The sequence below is a fragment of the uncultured Aurantimicrobium sp. genome, assembly GCF_936931525.1.
Classification (GTDB): domain Bacteria; phylum Actinomycetota; class Actinomycetes; order Actinomycetales; family Microbacteriaceae; genus Aurantimicrobium.
In genome coordinates this window covers 1-14,880 of sequence record NZ_CAKZII010000004.1, presented here as the reverse complement: position 1 = coordinate 14,880, position 14,880 = coordinate 1, and the positions used below count along the sequence as shown (strand labels likewise).

17 protein-coding genes are annotated in these 14,880 nt (G+C 56.8%); 7 read left to right on the top strand and 10 right to left on the bottom strand.

The window, feature by feature from the left end; genetic code table 11:
* A partial coding sequence (locus Q0362_RS00125) for an efflux RND transporter permease subunit (protein WP_298118343.1) occupies positions 1-1,163 on the bottom strand: 1,163 nt, incomplete at its 3' end.
* 188 nt (positions 1,164-1,351) lie between these two features.
* Here Q0362_RS00125 and Q0362_RS00120 point away from each other — a divergent pair.
* The 4 genes from Q0362_RS00120 to Q0362_RS00105 all read left to right on the top strand — a co-directional run bounded on the left by Q0362_RS00120 (position 1,352) and on the right by Q0362_RS00105 (position 4,403).
* Positions 1,352-3,319: an APC family permease gene (locus Q0362_RS00120; protein WP_298118345.1), complete on the top strand. Its 1,968-nt coding sequence runs from the start codon at positions 1,352-1,354 to the stop codon at positions 3,317-3,319.
* A gap of 15 nt (positions 3,320-3,334) precedes the next feature.
* The gene (locus Q0362_RS00115; protein WP_298118337.1) at positions 3,335-3,736 is read left to right on the top strand and encodes a CrcB family protein; all 402 of its coding nucleotides are present in this window, start codon (positions 3,335-3,337) and stop codon (positions 3,734-3,736) included.
* Positions 3,737-4,117: a fluoride efflux transporter CrcB gene (crcB, locus tag Q0362_RS00110; protein ID WP_298118335.1), complete on the top strand. Its 381-nt coding sequence runs from the start codon at positions 3,737-3,739 to the stop codon at positions 4,115-4,117.
* 91 nt (positions 4,118-4,208) lie between these two features.
* The gene (locus Q0362_RS00105) at positions 4,209-4,403 is read left to right on the top strand and encodes a DUF3073 domain-containing protein (protein WP_110234674.1); all 195 of its coding nucleotides are present in this window, start codon (positions 4,209-4,211) and stop codon (positions 4,401-4,403) included.
* On the opposite strand, the gene Q0362_RS00100 is transcribed toward Q0362_RS00105, so the two are convergent.
* Together Q0362_RS00100 and purM are read right to left on the bottom strand one after the other, a co-directional pair.
* Complete coding sequence (locus tag Q0362_RS00100; protein WP_298118326.1) at positions 4,404-5,156, bottom strand: sulfite exporter TauE/SafE family protein; 753 nt, start codon at positions 5,154-5,156, stop codon at positions 4,404-4,406.
* Between the two features lie 12 nt (positions 5,157-5,168).
* Positions 5,169-6,275 carry a phosphoribosylformylglycinamidine cyclo-ligase gene (gene purM / locus Q0362_RS00095; RefSeq protein WP_298118324.1) on the bottom strand — a complete coding sequence of 369 codons (1,107 nt, stop codon included), beginning with the start codon at positions 6,273-6,275 and terminating at the stop codon, positions 5,169-5,171.
* A gap of 97 nt (positions 6,276-6,372) precedes the next feature.
* Here purM and purF point away from each other — a divergent pair, with 97 nt between their 5' ends.
* The gene (gene purF, locus Q0362_RS00090; protein ID WP_298118321.1) at positions 6,373-7,830 is read left to right on the top strand and encodes an amidophosphoribosyltransferase; all 1,458 of its coding nucleotides are present in this window, start codon (positions 6,373-6,375) and stop codon (positions 7,828-7,830) included.
* Between the two features lie 11 nt (positions 7,831-7,841).
* Here the strand turns inward: purF and Q0362_RS00085 are convergent, their stop codons facing one another.
* From Q0362_RS00085 to ubiE, 4 genes are read right to left on the bottom strand one after another with little or no spacing between them, the layout of a single operon-like run.
* The gene (locus Q0362_RS00085; RefSeq protein WP_298118318.1) at positions 7,842-8,135 is read right to left on the bottom strand and encodes a hypothetical protein; all 294 of its coding nucleotides are present in this window, start codon (positions 8,133-8,135) and stop codon (positions 7,842-7,844) included.
* A 1-nt stretch (position 8,136) separates the two neighbouring features.
* Positions 8,137-8,496, bottom strand: a complete 360-nt coding sequence (locus Q0362_RS00080; RefSeq protein ID WP_298118316.1) for a sterol carrier family protein — start codon at positions 8,494-8,496, stop codon at positions 8,137-8,139.
* A gap of 3 nt (positions 8,497-8,499) precedes the next feature.
* Entirely contained in the window at positions 8,500-9,561 is a 1,062-nt protein-coding gene (locus tag Q0362_RS00075; protein ID WP_298118314.1) for a polyprenyl synthetase family protein, read from the bottom strand.
* Between the two features lie 19 nt (positions 9,562-9,580).
* Positions 9,581-10,288 carry a bifunctional demethylmenaquinone methyltransferase/2-methoxy-6-polyprenyl-1,4-benzoquinol methylase UbiE gene (gene ubiE, locus Q0362_RS00070; RefSeq protein WP_298118311.1) on the bottom strand — a complete coding sequence of 236 codons (708 nt, stop codon included), beginning with the start codon at positions 10,286-10,288 and terminating at the stop codon, positions 9,581-9,583.
* A gap of 36 nt (positions 10,289-10,324) precedes the next feature.
* Here ubiE and Q0362_RS00065 point away from each other — a divergent pair, with 36 nt between their 5' ends.
* Positions 10,325-11,599, top strand: coding sequence for an isochorismate synthase MenF (locus Q0362_RS00065; RefSeq protein WP_298118308.1), 1,275 nt, complete (start codon positions 10,325-10,327; stop codon positions 11,597-11,599).
* Positions 11,600-11,606: 7 nt separating this feature from the next.
* Here Q0362_RS00065 and menD read toward each other — a convergent pair whose 3' ends face one another.
* On the bottom strand, positions 11,607-13,298 hold the full coding sequence (gene menD, locus Q0362_RS00060) for a 2-succinyl-5-enolpyruvyl-6-hydroxy-3-cyclohexene-1-carboxylic-acid synthase (protein WP_298118306.1): 1,692 nt from the start codon (positions 13,296-13,298) through the stop codon (positions 11,607-11,609).
* The gene (locus Q0362_RS00055) at positions 13,291-13,578 is read right to left on the bottom strand and encodes a PLD nuclease N-terminal domain-containing protein (RefSeq protein WP_298118304.1); all 288 of its coding nucleotides are present in this window, start codon (positions 13,576-13,578) and stop codon (positions 13,291-13,293) included. Before Q0362_RS00055 ends, menD begins: the two co-directional genes overlap by 8 nt.
* Positions 13,579-13,640: 62 nt before the next feature.
* Here Q0362_RS00055 and Q0362_RS00050 point away from each other — a divergent pair, with 62 nt between their 5' ends.
* Positions 13,641-13,928 (top strand): DUF4229 domain-containing protein, encoded by a 288-nt coding sequence (locus Q0362_RS00050; RefSeq protein ID WP_298118300.1) that lies wholly within the window; start codon positions 13,641-13,643, stop codon positions 13,926-13,928.
* On the opposite strand, the gene Q0362_RS00045 is transcribed toward Q0362_RS00050, so the two are convergent.
* A complete protein-coding gene (locus Q0362_RS00045; RefSeq protein ID WP_298118296.1) occupies positions 13,899-14,819 on the bottom strand; it encodes a 1,4-dihydroxy-2-naphthoate polyprenyltransferase in 921 nt (306 codons plus the stop codon). The two genes, Q0362_RS00050 and Q0362_RS00045, sit on opposite strands and share 30 nt — an antisense overlap.
* Between the last annotated feature and the right edge of the window lie 61 nt (positions 14,820-14,880).

Below are 14,880 nucleotides of genomic sequence, written 5' to 3'. Positions count from 1 at the left end.
CCGATGGCGATAGTCAGAGCACCCAGAGTCAGGATGTTGAGGGTGTAGTTCGCTGCCTGGAGACCAATGAAGGTAATCAGCACCGAGGTGGGGATGGAGATGGCGGTCACCAGGGTGGATCTGATCGACATCAGGAAGATCAGGATGATGATGACGGCGAAGAGCAGACCAAGCAGACCTTCAGTGGTCAGCGACTCAATCGACTTCTCGATGTAGGGAGCCTGGTCGAAGACGGTAGTGAAGACCGCGTTGTTACCGAGGCTCTTTTCGAGGGTGGGAAGAACCTTGTTGACGGCCTTGGACACATCAACGGTGTTGGCTCCGGGAAGCTTGGTCACCGCAATGGTGAGCGCAGGCTTTCCATTCACACGAGAAAGAGTGGTGGTGGGTGCGTCCGTGAGGGCAACGGTCGAGACAGATCCGATGGTGACAACACCAGGACCGTTAGCACCAGTAATAGGCAGAGCAGCAATGGCATCAACAGAGTTGATGCGCTCACCAATCTGAACAGAAAGCGTTTGATCGTTCTCGGTGATCTCGCCGGCAGGAATCAGGAGACCATTGGCGTCCAGGGTGTCCTTGATCGACGCGGTGGTCAGGCCCTGAGCACGAAGTTCTGCCTGGTTGGGTTCGATGGTGACGCGCTTCTCGGGAGCACCGAGGAGTGCAGCATCACGAACGCCCTCGACGTCCTTGATTTCAGCAAGCGTTGAGGAGCGGAGAATGTCTGCCAGCTCAAGAGTGTCCAGATCGCTGGAAACCGCAATCTGCATGACAGGGAAGTCGCTGAAGGAACCGGAAATAACCTGGGGGTCAACGTCTGCGGGCAGCTGTGACTTGATGCGGTTGATCGCCTGGTTGATCTTCTGCTCGGAGATGATCAAGTCGGTGCCGTAGGTAAAGGACACCGAGATGAGGCTCAAGTTGGTGCTCGAGGTCGCGGTGGTGTTTTCGATGCCCGGAACACCCTGGATTGCGGTCTCAATAGGACCAGAGACGTCTTGGTTCACGACCTCAGGTGCAGCACCTGGGTAGACAGTAAGGACAGCCAGCTGCGGGAACTGCACGCTGGGTGCCAATTCCTGCTTGAGGTTAGTCAGTGCAAGCCCTCCGAAGATGGCTACAACAATGGTCACCAGCGCAATGAGGGCGCGGTTTTTCATACTGGCTTTAGCTAAGAAATACACAAACAACAGTCTGGCAGTTCTTTATAACGAAAAAATGTGAGTTCTCTACCGGGTGAATCGGCGTAAAGTAGCTGTTCGTGAGTCCTGAAGATACTGGCACTGGTTCTATCCCCGAGTCGAAGTCACCTAAGCGTTGGATTATTGGTGACCCGCTGCCGACAGCGATGCTGGAAGGGGAGCTTCTCAAGAAGCGCATCGCGCTCCCGATCTTCGCCAGTGACCCGCTCTCCTCTGTGGCCTATGCCCCGCAGGAACTCCTGATGATTCTGCTCATCGGTGGCCTCGCATTCCTCAGCTTCGCTCCGTGGATTGCTGCCTGCGTGATCTTGCTCATGATCGTGGTCATCGCCAGCTACCGTCAGCTGATTAAGGCGTATCCTTCCGGTGGTGGTGACTACGAAGTAGCTCACAAGAACTTGGGTGAGAAGTCTGGTGTGATTGTCGCCTCAGCTCTGCTCGTCGACTACGTCATGACCGTGGCTGTGTCGGTTGCCTCAGGTGTCGACAACATCATTTCGGCTATCCCGGAACTTGCGCCAGAACGTGTGCTGCTGGCCATCGTGTTCGTCATCATCCTGGCTGCAATCAACCTGCGTGGTGTGCGCGAGTCCGGCAAGGCCTTCGCCATCCCCACCTATTTCTTCGTCACCAGCGTCTTCATCATGATCGTGGTGGGCATCACTCGCACACTCATGGGCGACGCTCCTATTGCTGAGTCCGCTCAGTACATGGTCGAGGGAGAAAGCGTCGCTCAGGCTGCGCTGATTCTGTTGCTCCTGCGCTCCTTCGCCAGTGGCTGTGCTGCACTGACCGGCGTGGAAGCTATCGCCAACGGTGTTCCTGCTTTCCGCGTTCCTAAGATCAAAAACGCACAGATCACCCTCGTCGTGATGGGCGCTATCGCCATTACCCTCTTTGCTGGTCTGATCACCATGGCCTTCATCTCCAACGTGCACTACGCAGAGGATGCCTGCCACCTGATTGGTTACGCCAACTGTGAGACGGTTCCTCAGCGTTCGCTCATCGCTCAGATTGCAGCTGCGACCTTCGGTAACAACACCGTCTTCTTCTATGCCATCCAGGCTGGTACAGCACTGGTGCTGTTGCTGGCGGCAAACACTGCCTTCAACGGCTTCCCCCTGCTGGGTTCCGTTCTTGCTCACGATGGTTACGCACCCAAGGCTCTCGAGACCCGCGGTGACCGTCTCATCTACTCGAACGGTGTGATTGCACTGGGCTTGGCTGCAATTGTGATTCTGGGAGTCTTCCAAGCAGATCTGACCCAACTGATCCAGCTCTACATCATCGGTGTATTCGTCTCCTTCACTCTGGGTCAAACAGGCATGGTGGTGCACTGGACCAAACTGCTGAAGACAAAGCCGGATAACGCGTCGAGCATTCGCTGGTCACGCCTGATCAACATCACCGGTGCCACGTTCACCGCAACCGTTCTGATCATCGTGACGATTACCAAGTTCACGCACGGTGCATGGATTGTGTTCGTCACAATGCCGATTCTCTACTTCCTCATGATTGGCGTGAACCGTTACTACCGTGACGTTGAAGCAGAAGTCACTGTTGACGCAGAGACCACCTTCGGCGCTAAGGGTGACCACGCCATCGTCCTGGTGGGCAAGATGCAAAAGCCGATCCTCAAGGCCATCGACTACGCCATCGCAGCCCGTCACGATTCCATCGAAGCCGTGCACGTGTCCATCAATGAGGTTTCCACGGCCAAGCTGGAACTGGACTGGATCCGTCAGAACATTCACTTGCCGCTGCGCATCATCAGCTCGCCCTACCGCGACCTGAGCTGGCCACTCATTCAACACATTCGCGAACACCGTGCAACGCACGGTTCTGAGATTGTGACTGTTTACCTTCCCCAATACATCGTGGGTCACTGGTGGGAGCACGCGCTCCACAACCACAAGGCTCGTCGTCTCAAGATGAAGCTCATGATGGAGCACGGCGTTGCCATTGCACTTGTGCCTTGGCTGCTGGACTCCACTGACATCATTTATGGTCGTCGTTCACGTCCAGTTCCTGGACAGTCACGACGCGGTGAGCCCGTGCGTCCGATTGCGCGCAAGCCGGTCACCCCGGCTAAGCGCACTAAAGACGACCAGTAACCAAAGACCAACGTCGTGAAAAAAGATCTCCTTCCGGTTGCGATCGGTGGTGCCATCGGCACCGCCCTTCGTATCCTGTTGGACATCATGCTCAGCCTCATCTTCTTCACGATGTCGCTGGTGAGCATCCTGGTGATCAACGCCTTGGGTTCGTTCTTGCTGGGCTTCCTGGTCGCTGGTTTGTGGACGAGACCGAAGACTCCGCATTGGATGAAGTTGGCTGCGGGCCCTGGTGTGCTCGGTGGTTTCACCACGTTCTCTGGCGTGATGTTGCAGGCACTGCTCATTCAAGACCCTTGGACAACGGCGGGCTATCTCGCCCTCTCCATCGGAACAAGTTTGTTTGCTGCACTACTTGGCATCTGGGTGGGAACTCCCTTTGCCAAGAAATCCGCCAAGAAAAAGGCGGTGAAGTAAATGAACTTCATCTCTCTGTTCTTAGCGATCATCGCCGGTGGTGTTGGTGCGTCTCTGCGCTATGCCAGCACGGTCATCCTTCCGGCAAAGAAAGATGGCTTCCCATTGGCCATCTTTGTAGTCAATGCTGTGGGCTCGCTCCTCGTGGGATTGTTTGCTGCTCTGCTGGCAAATGCGGTTCTTTCACCCGAAGTTAGCTTTGTTCTCGTTGCTGGTTTTTGTGGTGGTTTCACCACGATGAGCACCTTTGCTGTTGACTCGATCGAACGCCTTCGCGCAGGTCATTGGATGCAAGCAGGCCTCAACATTGTCGGGAGCACTGCGGTAGGCCTGTTGGCAGTCGGCGCCGGCTACCTTCTTGGTGGCGGCCCCCTCGGCTAAACAGGCGAAAGCCAGTGTTAGACTTACCCTTAGATTTTTCCTAATGGTCATCCGGTGAATTTTTCCCGGTTAGCAAGGTAAGGGGTTACGCATGGGGCGTGGCCGTCAAAAAGCGAAGCACACTAAAGTTGCGCGCGAGCTGAAGTATTTCAGCCCAAACACTGACCTCTCTGCACTCGAAAAAGAGATCGGTCACGTTTCCGAGGGCGACGAATTCGTAGATAAGTGGGCTGACCTTTACCCCGACGACGAGGATGAGGAAAGCGAAGCTGCGGCTTCCGCCTAACTACTTCTTTTTCAGTCTGCGCACTGCGCTCTGAATCGCAACGCCCAGCAGCAGCAATCCGAAGAGCTGTGCTGAGAGTTGATCCGGCAAAATAAATGCCAGCACTACTCCGCCAAAAGATGCGGCCACAGCAGCGATGCCCACGATGACACCATCTTTGAGCACAACTAGACCTGCCCTGAGGTTGGGGATAGTTCCGGCAATCGCTGTGGGCACCATAGCCAGCAACGAGGTTCCCTTGGCCAGCAGCGGAGCTAACCCAAAGAAGCTCATAAAGACCGGCACGGCAATGACCCCTCCACCGATGCCGAGCATGCCTGAGGCAACCCCCATAACTAGACCTAAGACAATGAGTCCAGCACCTGAGAAGAACGTCAGCTCGAAACTGCCCTGGGTTTCTTCGGTCACAAAAAGAAGTCGGGCTGCCTCAATCACCATCATGGTGATGAAGGTCCAGTGAATGACCGCCACGGGAAGCACTCGCAACAACTTTGAGCCAAACGGGGCTCCAACAATTGCGCCGATGGCAACCAGGGCAGCAACTAAGACATCTACCTGGTGATTGCTGGCATAGGTAATCGCGCCCACGAGGGAAGTGGGAACAATGGCAAGAAGAGATGTGGCCGAAGCGCGCTTCTGGTCAAACTTTGCCCAGGCCATGAGCAGCGGAACCATGATGATGCCGCCGCCAACACCAAAGAAGCCAGAGAGAAACCCTCCGACAGCGCCGGCGACAAGTAATGGAATCAGCACGGCTGTGGGGAGCTAGTTTGCGTAGCTGCCAACCAGGCGCACCGCGCCACCGTTGACGCCCTTAGCGCCCTGTTCAAAGCCGGTGAAGTCACGCTCAGAAGTGGAAACCATACCGACAACCCACGAAGGAATACCTAGGCCAGATAGCTTGCTCACGACTGCCGATGCAGAACCTGCGCTGACGACAGCGAACATGCCCACGCCCAGGTTCCAGGTTCCTTCCGTGCTCTCGAGAGTGTCACCAGAGAGAGAAGTCAGCACACGGAAGACGTTGCTAGGTGACCAGGTCGAGCGGTCTACTTCAACCCAGGAGCCGACGGGAAGAACACGAGCCAAGTTAGCTGCAATGCCACCACCGGTGACGTGGCTGAGCGCGTGCACGCTGCCAGCCAAAGCTGGATCAGCGAGCACTTCAACGAGAGGGCCGGTGTAAAGGCGTGTGGGCTCGAGGAGAACCTCGCCCACCACACCGCCAAAGTCAACAGAGTTGTCGGAGTAACCGAGCTTGTTTTCAGCCAGGATGTGGCGAACAAGCGAGTAGCCGTTGGAGTGCAGACCGGAAGATTCCATCGCGATAACAACGTCACCGTTGACCACGCGCTCGGCACCGAGAAGATCTGCTGCTTCGACAACACCGACAGCGGCACCCGCTACGTCGTAGTCGTCAACGCCAAGGAGACCAGGGTGCTCGGCAGTCTCGCCACCTACAAGTGCGGTGCCGGTTGCGGAGCAGGCATCTGCGATGCCCTTCACAATGGCGGCAATGCGGTCAGGGTAAACCTTGCCGCAGGCGATGTAGTCAGTCATGAACAAGGGACGTGCGCCGCAGACGATGATGTCGTCCACAACCATGCCGACCAAGTCCTGACCAATGGTGTCGTGCTTGTCCAGAGCCTGAGCGATTGCCACCTTGGTACCCACACCATCGGTGCTGGTTGCCAGAAGGGGGCGATCAAAAGATTTAAGGAAAGAGACGTCAAAAAGTCCCGCAAAACCGCCTACGCCACCAAGTACTTCGGGGCCATGCGTGGCCTTGACCGAGGCCTTCATGAGTTCGACCGCGAGGTCACCGGCAGCGGTGTCTACACCCGCACGTGCGTAGGAAGAATTCTGGCTCACAGGGTCAAGTCTATCCTCAGGAAAGATGTGCCAGACTTGACTAGGAACTCGACAGAGCTCCTTTACGCCCCTCGACTTTCAGGAGCTCCCACCGCACATGTGTGGCATCGTCGGAATCGTCTCTACTGAGCCGGTCAATCAGCAAATCTACGACGCACTGTTGCTTCTGCAGCACCGCGGACAAGACTCCACCGGTATCGCAACTGCAGATGGTTCTCACCTGCACATGCACAAGACCAAGGGGCAGGTGCGCGAAGGTTTCCGCACCCGCGACATGCGCACCCTGGTCGGTAACGTCGGCCTTGGTCACGTCCGCTATGCCACTGCAGGTGCCGCTTCTAACGAAGAAGAAGCACAGCCTTTCTACGTGAATGCCCCCTACGGCATCATCTTGGTTCACAACGGTAACCTCACCAACACCCGTGAACTCACCAACGATCTGTTCCGCATCGACCGTCGTCACGTGAACACCTCGAGCGATACCGAGCTTCTGCTTAACGTTCTTGCTACCGAACTTCAGGGAACTGTCTCCGGCACGGAGCTTGGCCCCGAGCACGTCTTCACCGCCGTGGAGAACCTCCACAAACGCGTGGAAGGCTCCTATGCCACCATCGCCATCATTGCTGGTCATGGTCTCCTCGCCTTCCGCGATCCCTTCGGCATCCGCCCGCTCATCCTGGGTCAGCGTGCCAACGAGAAGGGCAAGTTCGACTACGTCGTTGCGTCCGAATCTCTCGTGCTGGAATCCGGTGGCTACGAAATCATCCGAGATGTTGAGCCCGGCGAAGCAATCTTCATCACCAAGGATGGCGAACTCTTCTCGCGCCAGTGCGCAGAGAACCCCATTCTGCGTCCCTGCTCGTTCGAGTATGTTTACCTCGCTCGTCCCGACTCCGTAATGAACGGCATCTCGGTCTACGAAACTCGTCTGCGCATGGGCGACCGCTTGGCAGCAACGGTTGCTCAGTATGCGCCTCTGGGTGACATCGATGTGGTTATGCCTATTCCTGACTCTTCACGACCTTCTGCCATGCAGGTGGCTCGCAAGCTGGGTGTGGAATACCGCGAAGGTTTCTTCAAGAACCGTTACGTCGGTCGCACCTTCATCATGCCTGGCCAGGCTCAGCGCAAGCGTTCCGTGCGCCAGAAGCTCAACGCCATGTCGGCTGAGTTCAAGGGCAAGAACGTCCTCATCGTGGATGACTCGATCGTTCGTGGAACCACCTCACGCGAGATCGTGGAGATGGCCCGTGCTGCTGGAGCAAACAAGGTGACCTTCACCTCTGCTGCTCCTCCCGTTCGTTACCCCCACGTCTATGGCATCAACATGCCGTCGCGTCAGGAGCTCATCGCTCACGGTCGCAAGATTCCTGAGATTGCTCAAGAACTTGGTGCAGACCACCTGATCTATCAGGAAGTTGCCGATATGGAAGCGGCCATCATGGAAGGCTCCAAGCTGACCGGTCTTGATGTCAGCTGCTTCACCGGTGACTACGTCACCGGCACCATCACCCCTGAGTACTTGGACTGGGTCGAGCGTAACCAGCTGAGCTAGTTCGAGAAGGACTAGTCCTTGGTGACAGCGATTTTCTCAGCTGTTGCCTGAGTGACGTGGCGCGAGAAGTAGCGATCCACGATCAGTGCGAAGACCAGACCGAGGGTTCCACCCACGGTTCCGGTGATCAACAGCATGAAGCCGAAGATCTGCGTGAGAGTGAATTCACTCTCATTGGGCAGCGCAAAGGTGAGGATGAGTGCTGCGAGGATACCCAAGATAATTCCCATAACCATGAAGGTCAGGTATTTGGGGGATCGGCGAACAGTGACCTGTTCGGTGGTGATCGTCTCTTTTTCGCTCATGTCACCATTGTGCCAGTGGTAGCTGAGAACTCAGATTGCTGCGCACACCAGAAGCACTGATCTTGCCCTGGTCGTAAGCCTCTGCCCAACTCACTGAGCCCGTCGCTAGCGCAATCCAGGTGGGTGAATCCATCTCCACCACATTCGGTGGAGTCCCCCGCGTATGTTCTGGCCCTTCCACGCACTGGATAGCTCCAAAAGGTGGGACCCGAAGTTCAACCGTGTGTCCGGGAGCAGCATCACTCATCAGCTGCAGGAGATATCGAACCGCACTGGCAACATCTTCGCGCGCTGATGAGCCAGCAAGAACCGCAACAACAGCTGCGTGACCCTCGGTGGGATCAACCCGTGGCTTCGCCATGGCTTATGCCGAGCGAGATACGACGTGCTCTGCGAAAGCAGACAGTGCCTGCTTGACAGCACCTGCCGGCAAGATATCCAAGGCGGCAACAGCTTCTGCTGCCCAACGACGAGCCTCTTCGCGAGTGGCCTGAGTCACCGGATGTGCATAGAGCTCAGCGATAGCGAGCTGAAGGTCAGCATCTGCTTCAGCAGAGGCGTCATCCGCGTCATCGCGGATGCGAGCGAGCAATGCAGCTGCGGCTGGATCAGTAGCTGCCTGCTGCTCGAGCAAAAGAGTGGGGAGAGTGGGAACACCTGCACGCAGGTCAGTGCCTGCCTGCTTGCCCGTAGCAGTAGATTCAGGAGAGAGGTCAAGCACGTCATCAGCGAGCTGGAAGGCCACGCCAATCTTGTCACCGAACTCCACCATGGCGTCTTCGTATTCCAAAGGTGCACCGGAGTAGACAATGCCGCAGCGTGCTGCTGCAGAAATCAGTGAACCTGTCTTATCAGCCAGGACCTGGATGTAGTGGGAGACAGGGTCTTCATCGGGTCGAGGACCGATGGTTTCGTGTAGCTGACCCAGGCAGAGACGCTCAAAGGTTTCTGACTGCAACAGCATGGCCTTTTCACCCAAGCGGGTCATCAGGGTGCTGGCACGAGAGAACAGGAGGTCACCGGTGAGGATCGCTACCGAGTTGCCCCAGACTTCATGTGCACTGGGAACACCGCGACGAAGCGGAGCTTCGTCCATGACGTCGTCGTGATACAGCGACGCGAGGTGAGTGATCTCAATAGCCTGAGCTGCCGTAATGACCTCAGGTGTTGCGCCATTACCCAGCTGAGCAGTGAGCAGTGTGAGCATGGGGCGAACACGCTTGCCACCGGCACCAAATAGGTAGCGACCAGAGACATCTGCCAACGCATCGGTGAAGTGAAGCTCTTTGCTCAAGCCTTCTTCAATGGTGGCAACGCCCGCATCGATAGTGTCGGCGAGCTGCTTGGTCTCAGGGGAGGCAAACAAGCGCTGGCGCAGAGAAAGACGACCGGTCACACCGGCTACCCCACTCACGCTTGTGCTCATTCGTTCAGCCTAGTCCTGCTCAGGCGACGGGCTTAATGCCGCGGTGAAGGGCAACCACGCCAGCGGTGAGGTTGCGGTAGGCCACGTTCATGAAGCCGGCATCACGAATCCACGTAGCCAGAGTGGCCTGGTTGGGCCAGTCTTCGATCGAGTCTGCGAGGTAGGTATACGCCTCAGTGTTCGAGGAGGAATACTTTGCCACCATCGGCATGACCTTGCGCAGGTAGAAGTTGTACCCCGCACGGATAGGTGCAGCAGGTGGGGTCGAGAACTCACAGATCACAATGCGACCACCAGGCTTGGTCACACGGTAGAGCTCAGCTAGAGCCTTCTTGGGCTCGACAACATTCCGAAGACCGAAAGACATGGTCACTGCATCAAAGCTGTTGTCCTCAAAAGGAAGCTTGGTTGCATCGGCTTCAACGAACTCAACGAGTGGATTAGATCCGTGCTTCTGGCGGCCCACCTCGAGCATGCCGGGTGAGAAATCTGCAGCAACAACGTGTGCACCAGACTTCGCGAGAGCCACCGAGCTGGTGCCGGTGCCTGCAGCGAGGTCGAGAACCCGCTCAGATGCTTGGGGGTTCACTGCACGGGTGGTTGCGATGCGCCACAACAACGCATTTCCTGCGGAAAGCAGGTTGTTGGTGACGTCATAGCCAGCGGCAACGTCATCAAACATTGCCGAGACGGCTTCGGGCTTCTTAGAAAGGTCAGCTGTAGTCACAAGAGAAGTCTACGGCTCCGGCGTAGGCTGTCTCAGGTGAGCTTGTCAGCAACCCGTGGTCTTCGTGTGGAGTCGGTTCGATTAACCGTCTCCCCCGAGTTGCTTACCCTGCTCGGCGTCGACTCACCACTGCTGTGGTGGCGACGCGGTGACGGCCTGGTTGGCATCGGTGAAGTAGAAACCCTGTCCTTCTCTGGCAAGACCCGCATCAAGGATGCCGGCGCTGCCTGGCGAGAGGTTGCCGCTGCTGCAACAGTGACCGATTCGGTCAATGTTGCCGGCTCTGGTCTGATGGCGTTTGGAACGTTTGCCTTCCGCTCCACCTCTGAAGTTCCCAGTGTGTTGATCATCCCTCGACTGGTTGTGGGGCAACGAGCTGGAGTCACGTGGCTGACACGTATCGGTTTTGCAGATGAGCCAGTTGAGGCATTGACAGAGAATTCAGCAGAACAACTCTTGGCCGAACACATCTCGGCGAGCGCGAAACTTGGAGCTGCACCTGTCGTGCATCTCTCCCCTGCTTCGCTCTCTGAAGAGGGCTTCACCTCTGCCGTGAACAAGGCCATCGAGCGTATTGATGCTGGTGAGGTTGAGAAAGTAGTTCTCGCCCGTGAACTCGAGGGCACGCTTGCGGGCACTCAAGATCTCCGGGTTGCTATCAACCGCCTTGCTGAGAGCTATCCCGACTGCTGGACCTTTAGCGTGGATGGCTTGTTTGGCTCCAGCCCCGAAACTCTCATCACGGTGCATGGCCGCAAAGTCACCGCACGCGTGCTGGCAGGAACCGCCCGTCGTGGCAGCGACACTGCCACTGACGTTGCGAATGCAGCAGAGCTTGCCTCGAGCCATAAAGACCTGGATGAGCACGGCTTCGCCACTCGCTCGGTCGTCAACGCCTTGACCCCCTATGCCGAACAGCTCACCGTCAGTGACGCCCCCTTCACGCTGAAGCTACCTAACCTCTGGCACCTCGCTACCGATATTGCAGGCACTCTTGCTAGCGGATCAAACTCACTCGACCTTGTCTTTGCTCTTCACCCCACGGCAGCGGTCGCTGGGACACCCACAGTTGCTGCTGTTGAAGTGATTGATGACCTCGAGCCCTTTGACCGTGGCCGCTATGCCGGCCCCGTCGGCTGGATTGGCGCAGACGGCGATGGCGAATGGGCCATCGCACTGCGCTGTGCTCAGCTCTCTGGTTCCACCGTCACTGCCTATGCAGGCTGCGGAATCGTGTCTGACTCTGTTCCTTCAAAGGAACTGGTGGAAACAGAAATGAAGTTCCGTCCCATCGTGGATGCGCTGAGCTAGAAAGCTTCTAGCGCTCGAGTTCAACCTCGACGAGTTCAGGACCATCACCGGCACCAGTTAGTGCGCGTTCCAGCTCACTCACGGTGGAGACCTTGGTGTATCCCCAGCCATAGGCTGCGGCAAGTGATTCCAAGCTGACCTGTTGTGGGGTCAGGAAGACGCGGTCCATGTTTTCTGCCGAGGCAGTCTGGCCAACTTCCAGCGCATCAAAGATGGTTCCGCCACCATCGTTTCCGACGATGACCTGGACGCGGGGGCGTTCTTCTTGAGTTCCAAAAAGCATCGAGCCTGCATCATGCAGGGCAGCAAGATCGCCAACCACAATGCGCGTCAGCGCATTCTCGGTTGCCAACGCAATACCAATACCTGTGCCTAGGGTTCCGTCGATGCCGGCAAGCCCTCGGTTGGCGTGGACAGTGATCTTCTTGCCACCCACAAACTTGTCTGCCACGCGAATCAGACGAGATGCCGCAAAGACAAGGCGATCGTGTGGCCAAGTTGAACGCCACACGGCATCCACCAACAACTCACGAGAGATCTTCACTCTGGAGGCTGCAAGCTCTGCAGCCAAGAATGCCTTCTTCTCGTCGATGCTCTCAGAGCGTGACGCCGTCACGTTTGGTGCAGTGGCGAGAGCAGCGTCAATAGCCGTTGATTCATAACGTTCAAATGCGTCGCGGCCGTTCAGAATCCAGAGGCCGAGCCAGTCTGTGTTTGTCTCGCCTGGTTCCACTGTGACGTCATTGACGAAAGAGGACACGTTGAGACCAGGGTTATAGCCCTCGGGTGCTGCGCCCCGAACAACGATGGTTTGGATGCCGGAGCTGGAGTCACCAATCAGCGCAGGAATTTCACGACTGAGCGTGGGGTGGCCAAAGACCACGATGCGCTCAACGAGTCTGGTGAGCTCAGGGTTGGAGAGAAGTTCTCGGTAGGCAGGGATGAGGTTGCGACCATAGCGTGAACCACTGGTGACCTCAGCGATGAGCGGCCACCCACCTTCATGAGCAACTTCTTCAGCACGCGGACCAGCATCAGCACCGGCAATGACCAGAGTGTTTGGACCACGGTTAAGTTCGAGCGAGATACCTGGCTCAACAGGTCGCAAGGACTGAATGAGGAGTTCGACCGGTCGAACGTCAATCGTGCTGGAGAGCGGCTCACGGAATGCCACATTGAGATGAACAGGACCGGGTGCGTAGTGATCAGTTGAGGCGTAGAACGCATCATTGGCCAGCTCAGCACCACGACGCTCTGCAGTCGCACCAGGAACAGGTGCGGGTTCGTCCACGCTCAAGCGAACAGCGGGTCCGAAAATGTCATGCTGGTGAGTGGTTTGGTTGCTTCCAATCTCACGCAATTCTTCAGGGCGGTCAGCGGTGAGAACAATCATCGGCACACCTGCATGGTGTGCTTCAAGAACGGCTGGGTGAAGGTTCGCCACTGCAGAACCTGAGGTGGTGATCACAACGGCTGGTGTGCGGGTTTCCACCGCAAGTCCAAGGGCAAGGAATCCAGCAGCGCGCTCATCGATGCGCACGTGAAGCTTCACATCGCCGCGACGTTCTAGTTCGGCTGCCACCAAAGCAAGTGCTTGCGAACGAGCACCGGGAGAAAGAACGATGTGCTGCACGCCGAGTTCCACTACATGAGTAAGGAACTCTGCAGCGAAAACGGAAGCGGGAGCTGGTTTAGCCACGTGGACCATCACTGGGCGGATCAGTGTTCAACCCTCGGAGAAAATCGATGTCGTCATCTGGAGCGACAGAACCGCGCTTGGAACCGGGGCCATTCTTGCGTCCACGTCCCACAGTGAGCCAGAGAATCGATCCCACCACCGGCAGAATCAAGATCAATACGATCCACAAACCCTTGGGAACTCCTCGCACGCGGAAGCGGTCGATGAGAATGGCATCGACAAGAGAGAAAACCATGAGTGCCACAGCGAGGGCAGCGAGGACGATCAGGACGCGGGTCATAGTGCTACCAGTCTAGGTTGGCTCCCGTGTAGCTCACAGCCCCGCCGGTTTAGACTTGGGGTGTGAAGAAATCGACTTGGTTCTGGTTCAGCCTGATGCGTTTGGCAGCTTTCGCGCTCCCCTTGGCAATCATGTTGCTGCTGGGAATGATTCCCTGGCTTGCAGCTGTGCTTTCTGCCATCATCGGCCTGTGCGTTTCCTACATCTTCTTCGCGAAAACCCGCAACGCTTTATCTGAATCTCTTTACGAGAAGCGGGCTGCTAAAGCGGTCAATCCTGACAAGGACGCTGACGCTGAAGATGCAGAAGTTGAAGCTGGTCTAGCTAAAGAAAGCAAAGGCAAGGCCTAAGCCATACAGCAGTCCAGTCAAGCTGGACAGCTTCAACGCCAGGATGTATTCCTGCGGAGTCTTTGCCGTGACCGTGATCAAGCACGCAGGAAGTGCAGCCAACAGGGCAAACAATGTCAGCAACGCTGCGGTGTAGAAGAGGCCTAGGTAGATGACGATTCCAAAGGGAATCAGCATCAAGATGCAGAACAGAACCGCTGAGGGTGTGCGCCCCATACGGACGGCCAGAGTCTTCTTTCCAGCGAGAGTGTCGGTGGCAATATCGCGGATGTTGTTCACGACCAACACGGCGCAGGAAATCAATCCAATGCCAATTCCACCCAGCAAGCTTTCCTGGCTAAAGGTGCCGGTTTGGACGTAGGTCGTGCCCAGGGTTGCCACTAGTCCGAAGAAAATGAAAACCATCACTTCACCCAGGCCGGCATAGCCATAGGGGCGACGACCTCCGGTATAGAACCAGGCAGCCACGATCGCAACCGCACCCACTGCCAACATCCACCACGCGCTGGTGAGAACCACGATGACAATTCCGGCAATACCCGAGAGGGCAAAGAAGGCGAGTGCAACAGCTAAGACCTTCTTGGGGTCTGCGGCACCAGAGCCGGTCAGACGAGCAGGTCCGACGCGATAGTCATCGGTGCCACGAACCCCGTCTGAGTAATCGTTGGAGTAGTTGACACCGATCTGCAGAGACAAGGCCACCACCAAACAGAGCAGCGCAACAGGAGCGTTGAACTGCTCGGTAATCGACGCGGCTCCCGAACCAATCGCAACGGGTGCAAAGGCGAGGGGAAGGGTTCGAATGCGTGCACCCGAGATCCAGTCAGCTGCCGTTGCCTTGCGAGGTTTGTGGGAGACGGAACCGTGGTGCTTCTTGCTGGTCTTACTCATACGTCCGAGCCTACTTCTGCGTCGCAGCGAATGCAGACAGTGCGAGCAGGTCTGGCTTGCC